At 67.9% G+C, this 21,894-nt stretch carries 21 protein-coding genes; 5 read left to right on the forward strand and 16 right to left on the reverse strand.

The window, feature by feature from the left end:
- Positions 1–2: 2 nt before the first annotated feature.
- The 12 genes from atpA to AMK34_RS35635 all read right to left on the reverse strand — a co-directional run bounded on the left by atpA (position 3) and on the right by AMK34_RS35635 (position 11,380).
- Positions 3–1,640 (reverse strand): F0F1 ATP synthase subunit alpha, encoded by a 1,638-nt coding sequence (gene atpA / locus AMK34_RS35580; protein ID WP_038508930.1) that lies wholly within the window; start codon positions 1,638–1,640, stop codon positions 3–5.
- A 53-nt stretch (positions 1,641–1,693) separates the two neighbouring features.
- Complete coding sequence (locus AMK34_RS35585) at positions 1,694–2,515, reverse strand: F0F1 ATP synthase subunit delta (protein ID WP_038508928.1); 822 nt, start codon at positions 2,513–2,515, stop codon at positions 1,694–1,696.
- Positions 2,516–2,521: 6 nt separating this feature from the next.
- Positions 2,522–3,088, reverse strand: coding sequence for a F0F1 ATP synthase subunit B (locus AMK34_RS35590; protein WP_038508926.1), 567 nt, complete (start codon positions 3,086–3,088; stop codon positions 2,522–2,524).
- A gap of 33 nt (positions 3,089–3,121) precedes the next feature.
- The gene (locus tag AMK34_RS35595; protein ID WP_038508924.1) at positions 3,122–3,376 is read right to left on the reverse strand and encodes an ATP F0F1 synthase subunit C; all 255 of its coding nucleotides are present in this window, start codon (positions 3,374–3,376) and stop codon (positions 3,122–3,124) included.
- Between the two features lie 61 nt (positions 3,377–3,437).
- The gene (gene atpB, locus AMK34_RS35600) at positions 3,438–4,232 is read right to left on the reverse strand and encodes a F0F1 ATP synthase subunit A (RefSeq protein WP_005150355.1); all 795 of its coding nucleotides are present in this window, start codon (positions 4,230–4,232) and stop codon (positions 3,438–3,440) included.
- A 379-nt stretch (positions 4,233–4,611) separates the two neighbouring features.
- Positions 4,612–5,067: a hypothetical protein gene (locus AMK34_RS35605; RefSeq protein ID WP_038508922.1), complete on the reverse strand. Its 456-nt coding sequence runs from the start codon at positions 5,065–5,067 to the stop codon at positions 4,612–4,614.
- 57 nt (positions 5,068–5,124) lie between these two features.
- Complete coding sequence (locus AMK34_RS35610; RefSeq protein WP_038508920.1) at positions 5,125–6,276, reverse strand: glycosyltransferase family 4 protein; 1,152 nt, start codon at positions 6,274–6,276, stop codon at positions 5,125–5,127.
- A 73-nt stretch (positions 6,277–6,349) separates the two neighbouring features.
- On the reverse strand, positions 6,350–7,000 hold the full coding sequence (locus AMK34_RS35615) for an L-threonylcarbamoyladenylate synthase (protein ID WP_038508918.1): 651 nt from the start codon (positions 6,998–7,000) through the stop codon (positions 6,350–6,352).
- Positions 7,001–7,340: 340 nt separating this feature from the next.
- Complete coding sequence (locus AMK34_RS35620; RefSeq protein WP_073848274.1) at positions 7,341–9,326, reverse strand: M6 family metalloprotease domain-containing protein; 1,986 nt, start codon at positions 9,324–9,326, stop codon at positions 7,341–7,343.
- A gap of 199 nt (positions 9,327–9,525) precedes the next feature.
- Positions 9,526–10,392, reverse strand: coding sequence for a peptide chain release factor N(5)-glutamine methyltransferase (prmC, locus tag AMK34_RS35625; protein WP_007028336.1), 867 nt, complete (start codon positions 10,390–10,392; stop codon positions 9,526–9,528).
- A gap of 84 nt (positions 10,393–10,476) precedes the next feature.
- Entirely contained in the window at positions 10,477–11,025 is a 549-nt protein-coding gene (locus tag AMK34_RS35630) for an HD domain-containing protein (protein WP_073848275.1), read from the reverse strand.
- Positions 11,026–11,032: 7 nt separating this feature from the next.
- Positions 11,033–11,380: a MerR family transcriptional regulator gene (locus AMK34_RS35635; RefSeq protein WP_073848276.1), complete on the reverse strand. Its 348-nt coding sequence runs from the start codon at positions 11,378–11,380 to the stop codon at positions 11,033–11,035.
- 59 nt (positions 11,381–11,439) lie between these two features.
- Here AMK34_RS35635 and AMK34_RS35640 point away from each other — a divergent pair, with 59 nt between their 5' ends.
- Positions 11,440–12,225 carry an alpha/beta fold hydrolase gene (locus tag AMK34_RS35640; RefSeq protein WP_073848277.1) on the forward strand — a complete coding sequence of 262 codons (786 nt, stop codon included), beginning with the start codon at positions 11,440–11,442 and terminating at the stop codon, positions 12,223–12,225.
- Between the two features lie 31 nt (positions 12,226–12,256).
- A complete protein-coding gene (gene wsfD, locus AMK34_RS35645; protein ID WP_038522471.1) occupies positions 12,257–13,690 on the forward strand; it encodes a glycan biosynthesis hexose transferase WsfD in 1,434 nt (477 codons plus the stop codon).
- 4 nt (positions 13,691–13,694) lie between these two features.
- On the opposite strand, the gene AMK34_RS35650 is transcribed toward wsfD, so the two are convergent.
- Entirely contained in the window at positions 13,695–15,422 is a 1,728-nt protein-coding gene (locus AMK34_RS35650) for a hypothetical protein (protein ID WP_073848278.1), read from the reverse strand.
- 144 nt (positions 15,423–15,566) lie between these two features.
- Here AMK34_RS35650 and AMK34_RS35655 point away from each other — a divergent pair, with 144 nt between their 5' ends.
- Both AMK34_RS35655 and AMK34_RS35660 read left to right on the forward strand, forming a co-directional pair.
- Complete coding sequence (locus AMK34_RS35655; protein ID WP_073848279.1) at positions 15,567–16,304, forward strand: hypothetical protein; 738 nt, start codon at positions 15,567–15,569, stop codon at positions 16,302–16,304.
- A 29-nt stretch (positions 16,305–16,333) separates the two neighbouring features.
- Positions 16,334–16,822, forward strand: a complete 489-nt coding sequence (locus AMK34_RS35660) for a hypothetical protein (RefSeq protein WP_073848280.1) — start codon at positions 16,334–16,336, stop codon at positions 16,820–16,822.
- A gap of 11 nt (positions 16,823–16,833) precedes the next feature.
- Here AMK34_RS35660 and prfA read toward each other — a convergent pair whose 3' ends face one another.
- A complete protein-coding gene (gene prfA / locus AMK34_RS35665; protein ID WP_037341383.1) occupies positions 16,834–17,904 on the reverse strand; it encodes a peptide chain release factor 1 in 1,071 nt (356 codons plus the stop codon).
- An 81-nt stretch (positions 17,905–17,985) separates the two neighbouring features.
- The gene (gene rpmE / locus AMK34_RS35670) at positions 17,986–18,213 is read right to left on the reverse strand and encodes a 50S ribosomal protein L31 (protein ID WP_007028345.1); all 228 of its coding nucleotides are present in this window, start codon (positions 18,211–18,213) and stop codon (positions 17,986–17,988) included.
- Positions 18,214–18,436: 223 nt separating this feature from the next.
- On the opposite strand from rpmE, the gene AMK34_RS35675 reads away from it, so the two are divergent.
- The gene (locus AMK34_RS35675; protein ID WP_073848281.1) at positions 18,437–18,982 is read left to right on the forward strand and encodes a CHAP domain-containing protein; all 546 of its coding nucleotides are present in this window, start codon (positions 18,437–18,439) and stop codon (positions 18,980–18,982) included.
- Positions 18,983–19,512: 530 nt separating this feature from the next.
- Here AMK34_RS35675 and rho read toward each other — a convergent pair.
- Positions 19,513–21,486, reverse strand: a complete 1,974-nt coding sequence (gene rho, locus AMK34_RS35680) for a transcription termination factor Rho (RefSeq protein WP_038508904.1) — start codon at positions 21,484–21,486, stop codon at positions 19,513–19,515.
- Positions 21,487–21,894: the final 408 nt, after the last annotated feature.

Here is a 21,894-nt window from a genome sequence, read left to right on the forward strand (position 1 = left end):
GCTCACTTCTTCGGGGCGGGCTTGTTGACCTTGACGGTCTCCTGCCCGACCTTCTCGGCGTCCATCGCGTCGGAGACCTCGACCAGGCTCTTGCCCTCGGAGGTGGTGAACTCCTTCTTGAACTCGTTCACCGCGTCGACCAGCCCGGAAGCGGTCTCCTTGGAGAACTTGCCCGACTCGCGGATGTCCTTGAGGAGCTCTCCGTGCTTGCGACGCGCGGAGTCGACGAACTCGTCGCGGAAGCGGCGCACGTCCTCGGTGGGAACGGTGTCGAAGTGACCGTTCGTGCCGAGGTACACCGTGACGACCTGCTCCTCGACCGGGATCGGCGAGTACTGCGGCTGCTTGAGCACCTCGTACAGGCGGGCACCGCGCTCGAGCTGCGCCTTCGACGCGTCGTCGAGGTCCGAAGCGAAGGCCGCGAAGGCCTCCAGCTCGCGGTACTGCGACAGGTCGATACGGAGCGAACCCGAAACGTCCTTCATCGCCTTGACCTGCGCGGCACCACCCACGCGGGAAACCGAGATACCCACGTCGATGGCCGGGCGCTGACCGGCGTTGAACAGGTCCGACTGGAAGAAGCACTGACCGTCGGTGATCGAGATGACGTTCGTCGGGATGTAGGCCGACACGTCGTTCGCCTTGGTCTCGATGATCGGGAGACCGGTCAGCGAGCCCGCGCCCAGCTCGTCCGAGAGCTTCGCGCAACGCTCGAGGAGACGGGAGTGCAAGTAGAAGACGTCGCCGGGGAAGGCTTCACGGCCCGGCGGGCGACGCAGCAGCAGCGAGATCGCGCGGTAGGCGTCGGCCTGCTTGGTCAGGTCGTCGAACACGATGAGGACGTGCTTGCCCTCGTACATCCAGTGCTGGCCGATGGCCGAGCCGGTGTACGGCGCGATCCACTTGAAGCCGGCGGAGTCCGACGCGGGGGCCGCGACGATGGTGGTGTACTCCATCGCGCCGGCGTCCTCGAGGGACTTCTTGACCGCGGCGATCGTGGAGCCCTTCTGGCCGACCGCGACGTAGATGCAGCGAACCTGCTTCTTCGGGTCGCCGGTCTCCCAGTTGGCCTTCTGGTTGATGATCGTGTCCACCGCGACGGCCGTCTTACCGGTCTTGCGGTCACCGATGATCAGCTGGCGCTGGCCACGGCCGATCGGGGTCATCGCGTCGATCGCGGTGATACCGGTCTGCAGCGGCTCGGCCACCGGCTGGCGCTCGACCACCGAAGCGGCCTTGACCTCCAGCGGGCGGCGCTCGGTGGTCTCGATCTCGCCGAGGCCGTCGATCGGGGCGCCCAGCGGGTTCACGACGCGGCCGAGGTAGCCCTCGCCGACCGGAACCGAGAGGACCTGACCGGTCCGCTTGACTTCCTGACCTTCGACGACGGTCTCGAAGTCACCGAGGATCGCGGCACCGATGGAGCGCGCGTCCAGGTTCAGCGCCACGCCGAGGACCCCGCCGGGGAACTCGAGCAGCTCGTTGGCCATCGCCGAGGGAAGACCCTCGATGTGGGCGATACCGTCACCGGCGTCGACGACGACGCCAACCTCTTCCCGGCTCACGTCCGGGGCGTAACTCGAGACGTAGTTCTCGATCGCGCTACGGATCTCATCCGAGGAGATCGTCAGCTCCGCCATTTCGTTCCCGCTCTCGCTTCGTTCGTGCCAGTGTGCAAAGTCGTTGTTGTGGGTCAGCCGGCCAACCGGCGACGCAGGGCGTCGATCCGCCCCGCGGTGCTGCCGTCGATGACCTCGTCGCCGACGCGGACGACAAGTCCGCCGCCGAGTGACGGGTCGACCTCGACGTGCAGCGCGAGCTGCCGCCCGTAAAGGGCGTTGAGCTTCTCGCTCAGCCGAGCCTGCTGTTCGTCGGAAAGCGCGCTCGCGCTGGTCACCCGGGCGACCGAGCGCTCACGGCGTTCCGCGGCCAGCTGGACCAGCTCTTCGAGGGCGTTGCCGACCCCGCGGCCCTTGGCGCGCAGGACGACCTGCTCGACGAGGGTCTTGGTGACCACGTCCACCTTGTCGGCGAACAAGGTGCGGACCAGGGTCCGCTTCGCCTCCGCGGGGGCGGTCAGGTCGGAGAGTGCCCGTTCGAGCTCCGGCTCACCCGCGACGATACGACTGACCCGGAACAGCTGGTCTTCGACAGCGTCGATGTTCCCGGACTTCTCCGCACTGGTGAGCAGCGCCGAGCGGCCGAGGGCCTCGAGCCCGTCGGTCAGTTCGCGCGGGCTCGACCAGCGGCTGCCCGCCACGGAGTCGAGCACCTGCAGGGCCGGTTCGGAAACCTTGCCCGCGAGGATCCCGCGGGCGAGGCCGATCCGGGCTTCGGACGAGGCCGAACCGTCGGCGACGGCCCGGCGCAGGCCGATCTCCCGGTCCAGCAGGGCGACGACCGAAAGCAGCTCGTCGCCGACCGTCGCCGGGTCAGTACCCGCTTCGGCCAGAACCTCGCCGAGACGCTTCTCGGCGAGGTCGAGCGCTTCACGGCTCGCAGCATGCAGCGTCATTCTGGTCTACTTCCCCGCTCCGAGACCGGCACCGTTGGCGCCCGCGGTCTCCAATTCGGCCAGGAACCGGTCCACGGTGCCGTGACGGCGCGCGTCGTCCGCGAGCGACTCGCCGACGATGCGGCTGGCCAGCTCGACGGAGTTACGGCCGAGTTCGGCGCGCAGCTCGGCGATGATCTGCGCCTTCTGGGCCTGCAGCTGAGCCTGACCCTGGGCGACGATGCGCTGGGACTCGGCTTCGGCCTCGGCCCGCAGTTCCGCTTTGATCTGCTCGGCTTCGAGCCGGGCGTCGTCACGGATCTTCGCGGCCTCGGCACGGGCTTCCGCCAGCTGCGCCTTGTACTGCGCAAGGTTTTCTTCGGCTTCGGCCTGCGCCTTCTCGGCTCGCTCGATGCCACCCTCGATCAGCTTGGTCCGCTCTTCGTAGGTCGCCTCGAAACGCGGGACGACGTACTTCTTCAGAACGAACAGCAGCAGAAGGAAGGCGATGAACCCGAGGATGAGCTCGGGAACGTGCGGCACGATCGGGTTGGGCACCTCTTCGGCGGCCAACACCAATTCGGTCTTCAGCACAACGTCTCCTTAAGCGATGAGCGAAACTCAGCCTTAGGCGGAGGCGAGGAAGTAGATGACGATACCGATCAGCGCCAGCACCTCGGTCAGCACGAAGGTCGAGAAGGCGATGCTCTGCAGCTTGCCCTGGGCCTCCGGCTGACGGGCGGTGCCGTTGATGACGGCGGCGAAGATGAGACCCACACCGATACCGGGGCCGATCGCGCCGAGGCCGTAACCGATGGCGGCGAGACCCTTGTTGATGCTGACGGCCTCGGTGGCGGCCTGCGCAAGAACGATGTTGCTCACGTGCGTTTCCCTTCAAACTCGGTCCGCGCGACTCACGCGGATCGGGGGTCTTTTGGTGTTCTCAGTGCTCCGACGCCAGCGCGGCGCCGATGTAGCCTGCGGACAGCAGTGCGAAAATGAATGCCTGCAGGACCTGGATGAATGCCTCCAGGAAGGTCATCGCGATGGCGAAGAGGAACGCCACCGGCGACGCGACCTTCACGAGACCTTCGCCCTCGGTCAGCAGGAAGCTGCCACCGAGCGTGAAGACCATGATGATGAGGTGGCCGGCGAACATCGCGGCGAAAACCCGGATGGCCAGGGTCGCCGGCGCGATGAAGAACTTCTGCGCGAACTCGATGGTGGAGTACAGCGGCAGAACGAACCCGGGAATACCCGCCGGCGCCAGTTCCTTCTTCAGGTAACCCTTGAAACCGTGGCGCTTGAACCCGACGTAGTGGTACACCGGGTAAACGACAAGGAACGCGAGGGCGACCGGGAAACCGATTCGCGCCATCGTCGGGAACTGGAAGAACGGGATGATCCCGAACAGGTTGTTCACCAGCACGAAGCTGAACAGACCCAGGATCAGCGGAATGAACGGCTTGAAGTCGGCCGAACCGATCTGCTCACGCGCGATGTTGTTGCGGCCGAAGTTGTAGATGCTTTCGGCGATGAACTGTCCCTTGCCCGGGACGACCTTCAACCGGCGAGACGTCACCATGAAGTAGGTGATGATGATGATCAGGGAGATGACCACCAGCAGCATCGGCTTGGTGAAAGCAAACCAGCCGGAACCGAACAACGGCGGCAGGTTGAAGTCTTTGACACCAGGCGGCGCGAACTCCGCACCCTCGGCTAGTACCAGCGCGCCCACTGGGCTCCTTCCGGTTCTCCCGGCCGGCGTTCACTCCGCCGGGGGAATCGTCACGATCTGGACTTAACGTACCCGACACGTATCGGGCCGTCGGAGGCGGCCACCCCACGATGTGCTGAACACGGTTTCACGTTCCGCACACGAGGATTCTCGATGCAGTGCTCCCGGGAGACAGACGCCTACCAGCGGGTAATGAGGGACGATTCAACGCCGCCGCCACACTGCTGTTCGGGGTTCGTCATCAGGAGCCGGCAGCCGAGGCCGCCGCCCATACGCGGACCATATCAGCAGGTTCGGACGGGCCGTACAGGCGTACTACATTGCCCCCGATCGGCCGAGGACCTAGGTCCCGTCCCAGGTCAGGACCTCGGTCCCGACCTCAGCGGGAGGCGGGGATGATCGTCGGGATCTTGGTCTTGCGGAAGGCGGCGAACTCCACCGCGGCGGCCACGAGGATCGCGACGATCATGGTGACACCCAAGGCCGTCGGGTGGATCGAGGACACTCCGCGAAGCAGGCTCAGCGCCCCGAAGAGCAGGAGGATCTTGAGCACGTAACCACCGAGAGCGATCACCATCACGAACATCGGGTCCATGCCCGCGCTGAAGCGCATCAGGCCCAGCGTCGCGAGGGCGGACACGATGGCGAGCACGCCACCGATGACCGAGCCGAGCAGACCCGGGAGTCCATTGAGGATGGTGAAGAGCACGACGCAGATCAGCACCGCGGGCGGAACCAGCTTCAGGGAAGCCTTCATCATCGAGTTGGCCGCCTGCAGAACCACCTTGGCGTGGGGGTTCTCCTCCGCCTCGACGGTCTTCTCGGTCTCGCTCACAGAAAACTCCCTGGTCGTCTCAGCCCGCCAGTGTAGGCCCGTGCCGATGCGCGCGGTTCAGGCGGTCCGGTTCCGGGACCGGAGCCTGGGCACGATCGACACCAGGGTCGCCAGCAGGAAACCGAATCCGACAATCCAGAAAACCGCGACACTGTCGAAGAGCGTCACCGAAACGGCGCCGAACGCGAGCAGACCCGCCCACAAGTAGATGAGCAGCACCGCGCGGCGCTGGGAGTGGCCGATCTCCAGCAGGCGGTGGTGCAGGTGCATCTTGTCCGCCGCGAACGGGCTCTCGCCGCGGCGGGTGCGGCGGATCACCGCCATGATCAGGTCGAGCAGCGGCACGAACAGCACCGCGGCGACCACGACGAGCGGCGAGAGCAGCGCGAGCGCGTCCTTGCCGCTGAACTGCGGATACGGCACGCGGCCCGACGCGGACGTCGTCGCGCCGGCCAGCATCAGCCCGATCATCATCGAGCCCGAATCGCCCATGAAGATCTTCGCGGGCTGGAAGTTGTACGGCAGGAAGCCGAGACAGGCCCCCGCGAGCGTGGCGGCGATGAGCGCGGGCGGGTACGCGCCGACGTCGCCGCCCGAGGAGTCGAGCAGGCCGAGAGAGAAGGAACAAGTCGCCGCGGCGGCGATGAAGCCGAGGCCGCCGGCGAGCCCGTCGAGACCGTCGACGAAGTTCATCGCGTTGACCATGACGACCACCAGCACGACGGTCAGCAACGCGCCCTGGTTCTTGTCCAGCACCAACACCTGGCCGAAGGACTCGCCACCGCCGCCCCACGGCACCCAGAACGACACCCACTGCACCCCGAAGATCACCAGGATCCCGGCGCACATGACCTGGCCGGCCAGTTTCGTCCAGGCGTCCAGTTCGAACCGGTCGTCGAGCGCGCCGATCAGGGAGATCACGCCCGCGGCGAGCAGGACGCCCAGCGAGTCGAAGGAGAAGTCGAAGCCGCGGCTCAGCGCGGGCAGCTGATGCGCCAGCCCCATCGCGGCGGCGACACCGAGGAAGATGCCGATACCGCCCATCCGCGGGATCGGGGTGACGTGGACGTCGCGGGCCCGCGGGTTGGCGATCGCGCCGATCCGGATGGCGACCCGGCGCACGACACCGGTGAGCAGGAAGGTCACGGCCGCCGCGGTGAGGGCGACGAGGATGTACTCCCGGATCGGGAGGCCTTGCGTAGGAGGCATGGTGCGTTACGCCGCCGAGGTCCAAGTCACTCGAACACGCTACCGCGTGCGGGGGATACGGCGGCCGACGGTCCTAGGCCAGTGACTCCGCGGGCACACCCAGTACTTCCGCGACGGCGGCACGGCTGACCGCGCCCTCCCGCAGGATGACCGGGTCGTCGCCGGTGAGATCGACCATCGTGGACGGAACGGGCTCTCCGGTGGATCCGCCGTCGAGGTACACCGCGACACTGTCGCCGAGTTGGTCGACGGCCTCCTGCGCGGTGGAGGCGGGCGGGCGACCGGAGACGTTGGCACTCGAGACCGCCATCGGGCCGACGTCGCGCAGCAGTTCCAACGCGACCGGGTGAAGCGGCATCCGCAGCATCACCGTTCCGCGTGACTGGCCCAGATCCCACTGCAGGCTCGGGGCGTGCGGCAGGACGATGGACAGGTCGCCGGGCCAGAACGCCTCGATGAGCGCGCGGGCCTGCGGGGGCGTGCCGAGCACGAGTCCGTCCACAGTGGACCAGGAGCCGACCAGGACACCGACCGGCATGTCCGGGCCGCGCTGCTTGGCCCGCAGGAGGGACTGGACGGCGCCGCCGTCGAAGGCGTCCGCGCCGATTCCGTAGACCGTGTCGGTCGGGAGGACGACGAGGCGGCTGGAGCGCACCGCGCTCGCCGCCGCGGCGAGCCCGTCGGCCCGGGATTCGTGCTTGCTGCAGTCGTACACCGCGCTCATGGCCAGTGAGCGTAGCGCTGCGGTGTCGCGGGTCTCGCCAAGGTGCCCGTCTCGGCCGCCGCGTCGGCCGGGGTGGCGATCCGGGGTGGAGCGGACCGGTTATCTGCCCAGTCAGACTTGAGCAGGACGAATGTGACGGGTCACCTGACCGTGCGAGGTTTGGCTGCTACGACTCGGTACGCAACCGAGTGGGGAGGATTTCGGACGCTGGACGTCCCCAATCCTCCCCACTCGCCGCCAGAACCCGAATCGTCACCAATGAGCCACGCCCGCGCCATGAAAGGTCCTTTCCTTGCAAACTTTGCAAGGAAAGGACCTTTCATGGCATGCGGAGCGACCGTCAGAAGGCGAAAGCGGTACAGACCGACGTCGCCGTCTTCGCCGGGTCCGCGATCGACGTCGCCGTCAGCTTGATGTGCGCGACGTGGTCACCGCCCGCGGCCCGCTTGGCGTGCGCGGTCGCCGAAGAGCGCCCGCCGAACGGGACGGTGGACAGCTCGTTCGGCAGCCGCACCTCCCAGCCCTTCGCGCTGGTGGACGCGCTCAGGCGGTAGGTGTCGGTGTTGAACGGCGCCGCCGAGCCCTTCGCGTTGCCCGTGTTGATCACCGGGAACGAGCAGCTCGCGAGCCCCTGCTTGGCGAACGCCGGTGCCGACGGCCACAGCGAAACGCCCCTTGCCTGCGAGCCGGAGCCGTCGAGCGAAGCCACCGTGATGACGTAGGACAGCACGCCCTTGCGGTCGCGCTCGACGTCGGAGACGAGGAACTTCAGCCTGTTCGCCTCGTCGGTGTACTCGTACTTGCTCGCGGAGCCGGTGCCCGCCTTGAACGCGGCGTCGTTGAGCTGGCGGTAGTCGCCGATCGGGATCGGCACCGGGGTGCCGTCCGGCTTCTTGTAGTCGGTCATGCCGATGTCGGCCGGGTTCGCGTCCACGATCCATTCGAACGGCGCGTTGTCCTGGTTCTTCGTCTTCGCGATGAGGACACCGGAATCGGGGGCGAAGGAATCGCTGCCCATCCGGTCGACGACCTCGACGGTGTAATTGTTGTAGCCGCCGCCGTCGCAGAACGGATCCTTCGAGCGGTCGCATTTCGGCGAAAGGTCACCGCCGGTGAGCGCGATGTTGATACCGCTGTAGGCGCCCTGTCCCGGCAGGACCGAACGCGCCGTGATCCTTGCCGAAACCGGGCCGGTCTTGGCGAGGGAGTTCCGGTCGAGCTTCAGGACGTCTTCGGGGTCGATGATGTCGAGCTTCATCTTGGTGCGCAGCATGTGGTGCGAGCCCATCGAGCCGCCCTGCGTCGCCGGGATCTGCCAGCGGGTGTGCGGTCCGCCGGGGCCGTTGAAACTGCCGCGCGACATCATTTCCCACGGCCCGGTGTAGGTACGGGACGGCGGGTTTCCGAAGGGATTGTTGTAATTGTCTCCGATGCCGAGGATGTGGCTGAACTCGTGCGCGTAGACGCCCTGGCCCGAGCTTTCCGCCTGGGTCGAGGAGCCGGTGACCGCGTTCGGCCAGATGCTCGCCGCGGATTTCCACGACGTCCACGGGACGTAGCGGGTGGACGCGGCGTTCGGCATCCCGGCGACGCCGGGGCCGAACGCGTCGGGGACGTTCTCCTTTTCGCCGAACTTCATCACGCCGAATTCCTGCCAGGTCGAACTCTCGTCCTGACCGGCGGAAAGATAGAAGACGAAGTCGAACTGCTTGGACACGTCGCCCACGTCGGCCCGCCAGGCGGCTCCCGCGTCGGCGCGCAGGTCACGTTTGCAGTTCGCGCCCGGCGGACACGCGTCGGGCTGGAACTCCATGCCGTATTCGAAGGACTTGCCGGGCAGGCGGTACGGGCCGAACGCGGTCAGTTCGACGCCCAGCCTGCCGCCGGAGTCCTCCATCCAGTACTCGTTGATCGTGTGGCCTTGGTTGAGCGCCTGCGGCTTGTTGAGGAAGTCCTGGTAGAACTTCGCGACCTCCGCGCGGGGGATGTTGCTCGCGGCGGGGCCGGGGTTGCCGAACACCGTCGAACGCGGGGGCTGCGTGACGGCGAATTCCTGATCCGGGTAGTCCGCGAGCACCACGGCACCCTTGAACATCCGCTTGGTGGGCTTCAGCGCCGGGTCGGCCCAGTTGGTGCCGGGCGGTTTGCGGTAGTCGTCCCACGTCATGTGGTCCTGGTTCTCCCAGGTCGACCCGTCGATCGCGGCGGGCCAGCCTCGGACCGGCGCCGCGGCGGACGCGGGCTGGGCGACCAGACCCGGCAGTAGCGCGACGGTGGCGAGGACGGCGAGTGTTCTGAGTGGGGCTCGTCGGAGAGACGATCGCATTCGGGGTACACCTCCCAGTCGGACCGCCGATGAGGCGGCCGTGATCGACGTTAGGAGGTGGGCTTTGCCCTCGGCACCGCCGGAAGTCGTGAGTCTCGCTAACTATCCGGCCCAACGCCCTGCTCCATCCCGCGTTTCGTCCTCTGGATGCGGTGGTTCGCACCACGAACTACCGCATCCAGAGGACGAAACGCGGGGGTCAGGAGACGCGCAGGGCGGTGACGAAACGCGGGCGTCCGGCGAGGTCGAGGTGACCTTGCACGTCCGTGAGCACCCGCCGCGCCCGCACGAGCGCCGGGACGGCGGAACCGTGCGTGTCGTCGTGCTCGATCGCCATCCCGCCGGTGGGCCGCAGCAGGCGCGCGGCGGCCGCGATCGCGTGCCGGATCACCGCCAGCCCGCTCTCCTCCGCGAACACCGCCCGCGGCGGGTCGTGCTCGGCGACCTCCGCCGGCACCGGCGTGCCTTCCGGGACGTACGGCGGGTTGCACAGGACCAGGTCGACGAGCCCGTCGAGTTCGGCGAACATCGTGCTGTCCGCCACGTCGCCGGAGTACAGCCGGATGGGCGTGTCCCCCGCGTCGGCGTGGACGTCGGCGTTGTGCCGGGCCCACGCGAGGGCCTGCGCGTCGATGTCGACGGCGTAGACGACCGCGTCCGGCCGCGCGTGCTGCACGGCCAGCGCCAGCGCGCCGGAGCCGGTGCACAGGTCGACCACCACCGGGTACTCGCGCCCGTGCAGCAGTTTGAGGCCCCATTCCAGGAGCAGTTCGGTCTCCGGGCGCGGGACGAACACCCCGGCGCCGACGTTGACCGTGATGTCGCCGAGCGCGGCCCAGCCGGTGAGGTACTGCAGCGGGATCCGTTTGGCCCGCTGGTTCACGAGCTGGCCGATCGCGTCGATGACGGGCGGGTCCACCAGCGGCACCATCGGCAGGCGGCCGCGTTCGACACCGAGGACGTGGGAGGCGATCAGTTCCGCGTCCGAACGCGGTGACGCCACTCCGGCCTCGGTGAGGATGCGGGTCGCTTCCATGATGGCGAGGCGCAACGGCTGCCGGTTCACTGGTGTTCCTTCACAGAGTCAAGCCTGACACACGAGGCACGCGTGCCGGGGTCGATACACGCGGGCTCAGGGTATCGATTCCTTTCAGCGCACCCGCCACGAGAGCGAGGACAACGTCAGGGCCGCTTCGGCCACCCGCCGCGCGAGGTCGGTCTGAAGGCTCTTCGTCGCCGAAGCGATCCATTCGTCCACGTTCCGTACACCGATGTCGCGGTACTCGACGGCCTGAAGCAGCATTTCGAGCTTGTCCGCGTCGCGCGCGTAGAGCGCTTCGGGGCTTTCGGCGGACTCGTACTCGTCGACGGCGTCACGCACCGAGTCACGCGCCACGCTGGGCAGGGCCGACGTCTGCGCGGCGGTGATCGCCCGCGGATCCGGCTTCTCGACGAAACCCTTGATCGTGTGCGGGAGATCGCCCGTGCGCGTCTCCTGCGTGTCGTGCCACAGCGCGAGATACGCCGCCCTCGCCGGGTCCGCGCCGCCCTCGGCCGCGAGGAGGCCGGCCAGCTGCGCGACCCGCGTGGTGTGCTCGGCCACCGATTCGGGATCGCGGACGCCCGCCTGCCACCATCCGGCCCGCCGGATCCGCTTGAGCACACCCAGTTCGAAGCCGAATCTGGCCAGGGCTTCCACAGTTCTCCTAGGCGTCGACGGTGAGATATCCGGCCAGTGTCCCGCGCCGCTGCCTGAGCGTGTCGATGCGGTCGTCCATTTCGGCCAGTTCGCGCCGGATCTCCGCCACCACGGTCGGGCACATGTCCAGTTCCGGCAGTTCACCGTTCGCGCACGGCAGCATTTTCGCGATGACGTGCGTGCTCAGCCCGGCCGCGAGAAGCGCGCGGATCTGCCGCACCGTGGTGACCGCGTCTTCGTCGAAGGTGCGGTAGCAGTTGGAATCGCGCCGCGACACCAGCAGACCCTGCTCCTCGTAGTAGCGCAGCAGCCGCTGGCTCACGCCGGTCCGCCGGGACAGCTCGCCGATCAGCATGTGACCCCCGTCATCCGAGTTTGACCTTCACATCGATGTCAGTACCTAACGTCGCCGGCATGACGAATCATTTCGCGCACGTCGTCCGCGGTTCCGGTCCCGGCCTGCTGCTCGCCCACGGTGGTGGCGGCAGCGTCGAGGGCAACTTCGGGAGCATCCTCGACGACCTCGCCCGCACCCACACCGTCGTCGGCCCCGACTACCCCGGCTCCGGGGCCACGCCGCGCAGCAGCGAGCCGCTGGACCTCGACACCGTCGCGGACGAGCTGGTCTCCATCGCCGTCGATGCCGGCCTCGAACGCTTCGCGATCCTCGGCTACTCGCTCGGCACCGGAGTCGCCGTCCGCGCGGCCACCCGGCACCCCGATCGGGTCACCGGGCTCATCCTGACCGCCGGGTTCACGAAACCGGACAACCGGCTCCTGCTGGCCGTCGACATCTGGCGCGAACTGCTGGGCGGCGACCGGAAGCTGCTGGCGAAGTTCCTCACCTTCGCCGCCACCGGCGAAAAGCACCTGAACGCGCTGTCACCTTCGGATCTCGAAGCCGCCATCGAAGGCCTCGCCGGATTCATCCCGGAGGGCAGCCCCGAACACGTCGGCCTCGTCGCGAGCGTCGACACCCGGGCCGAGCTGGCCGGGATCTCGGTCCCCACCCTCGTCATCGCCACGACGCTCGACGGACTCGCCCCGCCCGCCCACTCCCGCGAACTCGCGGCCGGGATCCCCGGCGCCGAACTGGTCGAGATCGAGTCCGGGCACGGTATCGGCGTCGAGGCCCGCGACGAATGGCTCGGCGTGATCCAGAAGTTCCTCTCCGCAAGTGTTAGAGAGGGTACGAACTGATCACCCTGCGGAATCTTCTAAGGTGACGCGGGTGAAGATCCGGGAAATCCGACTGACCCTGGGCGTGTTTTTCGCCGCGCTCGGGGTGCTCCTCGTCCGTTTCCTGGTGCCGCGTCCGATCGGCATGGCGGACAACGGCGACGGCTGGCGCATTCTGTGCCGGCTCGGCGCCCGCGAGCTCGACCGGCCTTCGGAATACTTCGTCCGCTTCTCCTACGGCCCCGCCCCGGCCTGCAACAGCGAGTACATCTCCAGCCAGAGCTGGATCGACAAGATCGCCAGCGAGATCGGGCAGTTGCTCGGCTCGTCCGCGATCCTGAACCTGCTGGTACTGGGTGTGCTGGGCTGTCTGCTGGTCGCCGGCGGGATCGCCGCGATCGTCGTCGGCCTGCGCCTTTCGGTCCGGAACAGCGTCATCGCCACGGCCGCGCTGCTGCTGGTCGCGGCGGACTCGGCCTTCTTCGGGTACTTCGCCTCCGTGCTGAGCGAGGGCGCCGCCTTCGTCGGGATGCTGCTGCTCGCCGGCGGGCTCCTGCTCATGCACCGCACCGGGCCGTGGCGCTACACCGGCGCCGCGGTCACCGTGCTCGGCGCGATGATCGGGATCAACGCGAAGTCGCAGACGCTGCTGCTGATCCCGCTGTTCGCGCTCGCGCTGCTGTTCGTCCGGCCGGAAGGCAGCCGCGGCCTGGCCCGGTGGGCGCTACCGCTGGCCGTGCTCGCCGTCGTCGGCACCGGTACCGCGCTGGTGCAGGGGGCGGGCGACTCGGCCAACGCGGAGTACCGCGAGGCCAACATGTACCACGTCGTGTTCAACGGGATCGTCGACGGGAAGCACGACACCACCGGCGACCTCGCCGCGCTGGGCCTCCCGCCCGAGTTCGCGAAGTACGTCGGCACCGGCTGGTGGAGCGCGAACGCGGCCTGGCGCGACCCCGAGTACGCGAAGTACCGCGACAAGATCAGCCGCCGCAACGTCGCCCAGTACTACCTCGACCACCCGGTGCGCGTGGTCGAGATGCTGCACCGGTCCGCGCAGGAGACCTTGACCGCGCGGGTGCCGAACCTCGGCAGCTTCGGTGAGCACGCCGGGCAGCCGCCGCTCGCCAAGGAGTACCGGGTCCCGGTCCTGTCCGGGATCACCGGCTGGCTCGCGCCGCTGGGGTTGTTCGCCCTGCTGCCGATCTGGCTGCTCATCGGGTGGGCGGGCCTCCGCGCCTTCCGGAACCGCACCGGACGCCGCGACGTCGGCATCGTGGTGCTCATGTTCCTGCTCTTCGCGATGGGCCAGATCCTGGTGTCCGGCCTCGCGGAAGGCATCGAGAACGTCAAGCACCAGCAGCTGACGATCTACCCGACCCTGCTCGCCGCCGCCTTCGCCGCACTCTCGTTCCTGCCGAAGCGCAAGGAAGAACCGCCGGTGGCCGAGGAACGCGAACCGGAGACGGCCTCCCTCTCCGCCTGAGGCATCAACGCGCCGGTTCCCAGAATCCGGCGAAGCTGCCGCACGCGACCCTCGCGCCCGTGAGCTCGTCCTGGATCCGCTTTTCCACGCCGGTGTAAGCGATCGTCGGCGTGTCCGGGCCGACGGCTTCAGGGACGGGGGCGCCCGCGGTCAGCGAAACGGCTTTCACCGTCTGGAAGAGCACGAGGTAATCCCCCTCGGGGTCAAGGTTTTCCGCCGCAGCGACCATCCTTTCCGGACTGTCGCCGGTCAGTTCCATCGGCAACGGCCAGTCCAGCGGGAACGGGTTGCGGACCCCGAAAACCGGGGCGACGAACGGATTGTCCGGCAGGACCGCGACCTTCGACGCCGGATAACGGTCGAGGCAGCCCCGGATCTGGGCGACGTAGGTGTAGACGCTGGGATTCGTGCGGACGCCGCGCAGCGCCGGGGCGATGTCCCCCAGATCCTTCGTCAGTTCGCCCTGCGGCCGGTCCGCGTACGGCGCCTTGTCGTGCGCGGACATCAGCAGCAGCCCGGCGAGCACGAACGCGGCCGCGGCGAAAACCCCGCCCGCGGACTCGGACGGGCGCGGCGGCGGCACCGCTTCCAGCACTCCCAGCGCGAAGATCCCGGCCAGCAGGCCGGGAAGCGGGTAGCCCCAGGACAGGCTGGCCATCCAGCCGAGCGCGGCGATCGCCAGGTACCGCCAGGGCAACCGTCTTCGGACGACGGTGTCGAGCACGGCGGCGGCCAGGAAGAGCCACAGCAGGGTGACCGGCCAGCCGCCCGCGTGCTCGAATCCGCCGTCGGCCACGACGAAGACCACGACCGCCACGACGCACAAGCCCGTCGCGCCCCGGAGCCATCGGCCCGGCTCGCCGAACTGGTCGCGGGCCGACCACGCCACGGCCAGCACGCATATCCCGAGCAGCACCGGGACGAAATACGTCCGCGGGTCCGCCCGGCCCGCGAATTCCGCCGTCCAGAACCGGAAAAGGCCTTCACCCCAGGTCTGAGTGCCGCTGGAGAGCTGCGCGGTCGCCGACCGCAGGCCTCCGGCGGCGGTGACCATGCCGAAGTACAGCAACGGCGCCGCGCCGAGCATCAGAAGGTCACCCAGCAGACGCGGCACCTTTCTCGGCGGCGCGGCGGGGTGGAACAGCAGGATCAGCACCCCGATCGGGACCGCGAACAGGAAACTCTGCTTGACGATCACCGCGAACCCGAGGCAGAACAGGCCGGACAGACGCCGCCATCGCGAGCCCGAACGCAGCCCGCCGTCGAGCAGCCACCAGCCGACCGCGACCAGGAAGACACCGTCGACGGTGTGCCAGGCCATCACCGGATACGTGTTCAGGCCGACCAGAACGGCGGTGAAGACCAGCCCGAGCCGCGTCGGGCCCCAGTCCAGCGGCGAGGTCCCGGTCAGGAACGCGGCGAGGGCGACCGTGGCGACGGTCAGCTGCACCATCATCACGAAACCCGAGCCGATCATCAGCGGCGCGGGGACGAGATGATCGATCAGATGCAGATAGGCCGAACCGAACGGCCTCGGCCCGAGGAAATCGACCTGCGGGATCTCGCCGTGCAGGACGCGCCACACCTGGGCGAGCACGAAGCCCTGGTCGGTCGGGTTGAACCCGAACCGGCCGATCCTCGCGACGACGGCCGCGCTCAGCAGTCCCGTTCCGGCGACGAGAACGAGAGCTCGCGGAACACGTTTCCGGGTCGCCGGAAACGATCTTTCCATTCGTGTTCTCCCGGGACGGGTTCCCCTTATCGACCAGGGACCGTAGCGGAAGCGGGGAATCGACGACAGGCCCGATCGGACGCCGCTCCCCGCCACCCGTAGGCTGAACGAACCTGTACGCGCCGAAGGGCTCAAGAAACAGTCATGGATCTCCGGGAAACGACGGTCGTCACGCGGATATCGGCGAATATCGAAACCGAGGATTTCGCCGCGGCCGCCGCGCTGGGCGAACGTCTCATCGGCGAGTTCGAGGCCACCGAGCTGGAGATCTGCCGGGCGGACCCGGAAGGCGGCTGGACGGGATACCTGGTCTCCGTCGGCTATCGCACGCCTCCGGCCGACGGCGAAGATCCCGTCGAAACACTGCATCGGGCCGCGGTACCCGCACTTTTTCACTTCGGTCTGAATGCGGAATTATTCGAAATCCACGGCACGCCGGAGACCGGCCAATACGGAAGCTACGACGCCTACGACACCCCGGCCGACGGATTCACACTCTATTCGCTGATGGCGTCCGTCGGCGGCACCGATCCCCGCGAACCCGCGTACGTCACCAGGCACGATTTCACCCCGCGCGCGGAAACCGATGTCATTTCACGGGTGCATCTCTACGTCCCCACCGGCGACCTTCGGCTGGCCGTGGACCTGTGCGGCCGCCCCGCGACCGACCTTTCGGCGTCGCTGGTCCGGATCAGCACGGACGCGGGCCCTTGTGAAGCGGTGCTGCTGTCGGCTTTTCCCGCTCTCGCCGGGGAAAGCGGCGAAGAGGCGCTCAGCCGGGTGACGCACGAGGTGACCGACAGGCTTTCGCACGTGAGCATGTCCGTCCGGGCGATCCACACCGCGCTGGAGGACGATCCGTTCTACACCGAGCCGGGCTGATACCCGCCCCGGCTGGCTAATATCGCGGCATGATGGACCTGCTGATCGAGTTCGCCGGCACCGGCCGCGTCGGGCCGATCCACGGCGGTATGACGTTGGCAGCGGCCTCCGCCGTGCTGGGTCCGGGTCATCCCCATCCGGCGATCCGTCTGCTCGGCGGCAAAGCCGATGGATATCCCTACCGTTGGGACAGCCTGTATTTGGACGTCACCCGCGACCGGGTTTCGTCCATCAAACTCGAAACATGGCCAGGGCACACCTTTTCCGTGCCGTCACCTTTGACACCCAAGGGCGGGCCGCACGAGTCGACCGTGACCAAACACGAGTTCCGGGCCGCCCTCGACGATGCCCATATCGGGTACTCGATCGAAGAGCCGTACCTCATCGATCGCCAGTCCGTGATTCGTGTCGCCGGCACAGCGGTGACGGCGATGTTCAGCAGATTCGACGAAAAGGACCTGGGAGTACGGCCAGGCGACTATTTGCTGTCGGTTTCCAAGAACTTCGAGATTCCTTAGGACGGCGCGGATCAGCCCGCGTGGGCGGCGAGCCGCTCCTCGCGGTCCGCGGTGATGAGCGCGTCCAGCACGCCGTCGAGGTCGCCGTCGAGGACCTGGTCCAGGTTGTACGCCTTGTAGTTCACCCGGTGGTCGGCGATGCGGTTCTCGGCGAAGTTGTACGTGCGGACCCGCTCGGAGCGGTCGACGGTACGGACCTGCGAACGGCGCGCGTCCGACGCCTTCGCGGCGGCCTCCTCCTCGGCGATCGCCTGGAGGCGAGCCTGGAGCACCTGCAGGGCGCGGGCGCGGTTCTGGATCTGCGACTTCTCGTTCTGGCACGAGACGACAACGCCGGTGGGGATATGCGTGATCCGCACGGCCGAGTCGGTCGTGTTCACGCTCTGGCCGCCGGGGCCGGACGAGCGGTAGACGTCGATCCGCAGGTCGTTGGGGTCGATCTCGACCTCGACGTCCTCGGGTTCGGGGTAGATGAGCACGCCCGAGGCGGAGGTGTGGATGCGGCCCTGCGATTCGGTGGCGGGCACGCGCTGCACGCGGTGCACCCCGCCCTCGAACTTCAGCCGCGCCCAGACGCCGTCGGCCTCGGCCGAACGGCTCTTGATGGACACGGTGACGTCCTTGAAGCCGCCGAGATCCGAGTCGACCGAGTCGAGGACCTCCGCCTTCCAGCCGTGACGCTCGGCGTAGCGCAGGTACATGCGCAGCAGGTCGCCGGCGAACAGCGCCGACTCCTCGCCGCCTTCACCCGATTTGATCTCCATGACCACGTCGGAGCCGTCGTACGGGTCGCGCGGCAGGAGCAGTTCGGTGAGCTTGGCCTCGAGCACGGGGATCTTGGCGGAGATCTCCTCGGCCTCGGCCGCGAAGGCGGCGTCTTCCGCGGCCAGTTCCTTCGCCGTCTCGAGGTCGTCGCGGGCGGTGTCGAGCTCACGGACCGTCTTGACGACCGGGCTCAGCTCCGCGTACCGGCGGCCGAGCTTGCGGGCGCGCGCCTGGTCGGCGTGCACGGACGGGTCGGCCAGCTGCTCTTCCAGCTGGGCGTGCTCTTCGAGCAGACCCTTCAGCGAACTCGAATCCACCACTCCACCTCTCAACGGACCCTGATAGAACCATGAAAAACGGCGCCCACCCGGACATGCGGGTAGGCGCCGTCGTTCAAGCTACTTGGCGTCTTCGGCCTTCTTGCGCTTGCCGTAGCGAGCCTCGAAGCGCGCGACGCGGCCGCCGGTGTCCATGAGCTTCTGCTTGCCGGTGTAGAACGGGTGGCAGTTCGAGCAGATCTCGACGTGGAGGTTGCCGGAGGTCTTGGTGCTGCGCGTGGTGAATTCGTTGCCACAGTCACAGTTCACGTGCGTGACGACGTACTCGGGGTGAATACCGCTTTTCATGGTGTCCTCTCTCGTTGGCCCCGGGTCCCCGAGCGGGGTGAACCGGTGCCGGACTTCAGCGGGTGATTTTGCCAGATGTGCTGGCAGTGGCGTCAACGCACCCCACCTCCGGCATATTCCAACACGTTGAGTTATCAACTATCGACGTTGAGTTGTACGAAATTTGTACTTGATCACGGGATCGTCCTCACTGTTGGTAATTCCTCAACAGGAGGTACTGATCATGCGCACCATCCTCGCCAAGGTGGCGAAGCCGGCGTCCGTCGCCGCGCTGGCCATCGCGGCCCTCGCCGTGGCTCCGGTCGCCGGGGCCGCTCCGGCCGCCCCCGAAGCGGGCGCCACCATCACCGCCGCCGACATCAACCCGGCCGCGGGAACGTTCACCACCGAGCCCGAGGGCGACCTGGCCATCCAGGGCGCCGGTGACGGCACGCCCGCCGGCGCCGTCCAGTGGTTCAAGAACCACGCCGGCTCGACCGCGTACCAGGGCCTTTGCGAGAAGGCCGTCGAGAACGCGTACGGGACGACCGGTGTCTGGGCCTCGGCCAACGCGCACTGGAACGGCGCGAGCCCGAAGCACACGACCGGGACGCCGCCGAAGGGCTCGTTCGTCTACTGGAACATCAGCCAGTGGGGCCACGTCGGCATCGCCGACGGCTCCGGCGGGATCTACGCCTCCAGCATCGGCGGCAAGATCGGCCACGCTTCGAGCGTGCACTACTTCAACAACTACCGCGGCTGGACCCCCGCGGCCGTTCCGCACCGCTGATCTCCTCCCGCTCTCGTGAGCTAAGGCGCCCCGACAGCGCGTGAAGGCCCCCTTTCCTCGGCTGAGCCGAGGAAAGGGGGCCTTCACGCGCTACAGGGGGTGCGGCGTCGTGCCCGAGCGGAAGGTGAGCAAAGACGTAACTCGCGTGATCAGACGGCGAACACGGTGAACGCCGTCTGATCACGCGAGATCCGTCTCTGATCACGAATGATCGTCGCCTGATCACGCGTGATCGCCCATCTCACCCCGATCACCACTCACGAGGGCCAGCCAGCGTTCGGTCGCGCGCGGCGCGATCAGCCGCACCACCTACACCCCAGCGCGGATAGTCCAGTGCCCCGATCCTGGTGTCCCCAATGTGGCATTGGAGACGCTGAGTGTCTCCAATGCCACATTGGGGACACCGAACGAACCGGGCAACTCACGCCAGCGCCTCCGAACAGGGCGAAACGACTTCGCCGGAAGTACATGAAGGCCCCCTTCCTTGCGCCTGGCGCAAGGAAGGGGGCCTTCATGTACTAGGCCGAAAATCAGTCGTCGTCGTTCGAGCCGAGGGCCGTCTTCGAGACCTGCATGAGGAACTCGATGTTGGTCTTCGTCTTGCGCAGACGCGAGATCAGCAGGTCGATGGCCTGCTGCGAGTCCAGCGCGTGCAGCACCCGGTGCAGCTTGTGGGTGACCGCGAGCTCGTCCGGCGAGAGCAGCAGGTCTTCCTTGCGGGTACCGGACGGGTTGATGTCCACCGCGGGGAACACGCGCCGCTCGGCGATCTTCCGGTCGAGCTTGAGGTCCGCGTTCGCGGTGCCCTTGAACTCTTCGAAGATGACCGTGTCACCGGTGGAACCGGTCTCGACCATCGTCGTGGCGAAGATCGTCAGCGAGCCGCCGTTCTCGATGTTGCGCGCCGCGCCGAGGAACCGCTTCGGCGGGAACAGCGCCGTCGAGTCGACACCACCGGAGAGGATCCGGCCGGACGCCGGGGCCGCCAGGTTGTACGCACGGCCGAGGCGGGTGATCGAGTCGAGCAGCACGACGACGTCGTGGCCCATCTCGACCAAGCGCTTCGCCCGCTCGATGGCCAGCTCCGCGACCGAGGTGTGGTCGGACGGCGGGCGGTCGAAGGTCGAGGCGATGACCTCACCCTTCACCGACCGCTGCATGTCGGTGACCTCTTCGGGACGTTCGTCCACGAGCACGACCATCAGGTGGCACTCGGGGTTGTTCGTCGAGATCGCGTTCGCGATGTCCTGCATGATCGTCGTCTTGCCCGCCTTCGGCGGCGACACGATCAGGGCACGCTGCCCCTTGCCGACCGGCATCACCAGGTCGATGACGCGGGTCGTGAGCTTGTGCGGCTCGGTCTCGAGGCGCAGCCGCTCGTTCGGGTACAGCGGGGTCAGCTTGGTGAACTCCGGACGACGCTTGGACTCGTCCGGCTCCAGGCCGTTGATCGAGTCGACGCGCACCAGCGGGTTGAACTTCTGCCGCTGCTGCTCGCCGTCACGCGGCTGGCGCACGACACCGGTGATGGCGTCACCGCGGCGCAGGCCGTACTTGCGGACCAGCGAAAGCGAGACGTACACGTCGTTCGGCCCGGCGAGGTAGCCCGAGGTACGCACGAACGCGTAGTTGTCGAGCACGTCCAGGATGCCCGCGACGGGCAGCAGGACGTCGTCCTCGCGGATCTCGGTGTCGGGCGAACCGCCCTGCTCGCGGCCACCGCCGGAACCCCGGCGGCGACGGTCGCGGAAGCGACGGCCGCGACGGCCGCCTTCCTCGTCGTCGTCACCCTGCGGGCCCTGGCCCTGGCGCTGGCTGTTGTCCTGGCCGCCGCCCTGCTGGTTGCGCTGGCGGTTGTCCTGGCCACGGCCGTCGCGGTTGCCCTGACGGTTGCCGCCCTGGTCACCGCGGTCGCCCCGCTCGTTGCGGTCACCCCGGTCACCCCGGTCGCCGCGCTCGTTGCGGTCACGCTGCTGGCCGCCCTGCTCGGGCGAACCCGCGGCACGGTTGGAGCCGCGACGACGACGGCTGCGGCCGCCCTCTTCCTGCTGCGGCTGGCCGTCCTGCGACGCCCCGTTGTCCTGCTGCGCGGGCCGCTCGGCGGCGGGCGCGGAGCCGTTCTCCGAAACCTTCTCGGCCTTCTCCGCACGAGGAGCCTCGGCCGGAGCGGCTTCCGCCTTCGGGGCCTCCTGCTTCGGGGCCTCGGTCTTGGGCGCTTCGGCCTTCGGGGCCTTGCGCGGTGCGTCGATCCCCTCGAGCGGAAGCGTTTCGCTCGCCGCGGCGGGGGTCTTGCGCTTGGTCTTGCCCTGGCGCTCGCGGATGGCCGCGATCAGATCGCCCTTGCGCATGCCCGTCGTCTCGCCGATGCCAAGGTCCCCAGCGATCGAGCGCAGTTCGGCGACGGTCTTGCCGGTCAATCCGCCGACCGTGCGCTTGGGAGCGACGACGCCGTTCGACTCGGCGGCGCCACCTTCGACGTCGCTCAAAAGATCGGTGTTGCTCACAAATGTCCTTCCTGACCGATCCACGCCTCCAGGTGGATCAGCGGACCGCCGCTCGCGTCCGATTGCGAAACGGCGTAATTGGCCCCCGATACGGGCGATCAGCTCCTCGGCCGTGTTGAACACAGCTAGAAGGCCTCCAGCACAGGGATTTGCGTCCTCCAAACGGAGGAAGCGGAATTCGGCACCGCCGGAACCGGGAACCCGCCTGCGTCCATCCGCTACTCCCCGCTTGCCAGGCGGTGTACGGAACTGGCGGATCAACGAAGGATGCGGGCCAAGGATGACACTGGTCACCTGGACCGGCACCGGGTGCGGAAACGCACGGTGATCGAACGCCCCCGAGGGTAGACCGCGCCACGGTCCGGTGCAACAACCACCCCCCGCGTGGCGGGGCGGGGCTCCGGCATG

The organism is Amycolatopsis sp. CB00013, assembly GCF_001905755.1.
In the GTDB taxonomy this organism is placed as follows: Bacteria; Actinomycetota; Actinomycetes; order Mycobacteriales; family Pseudonocardiaceae; genus Amycolatopsis; species Amycolatopsis japonica.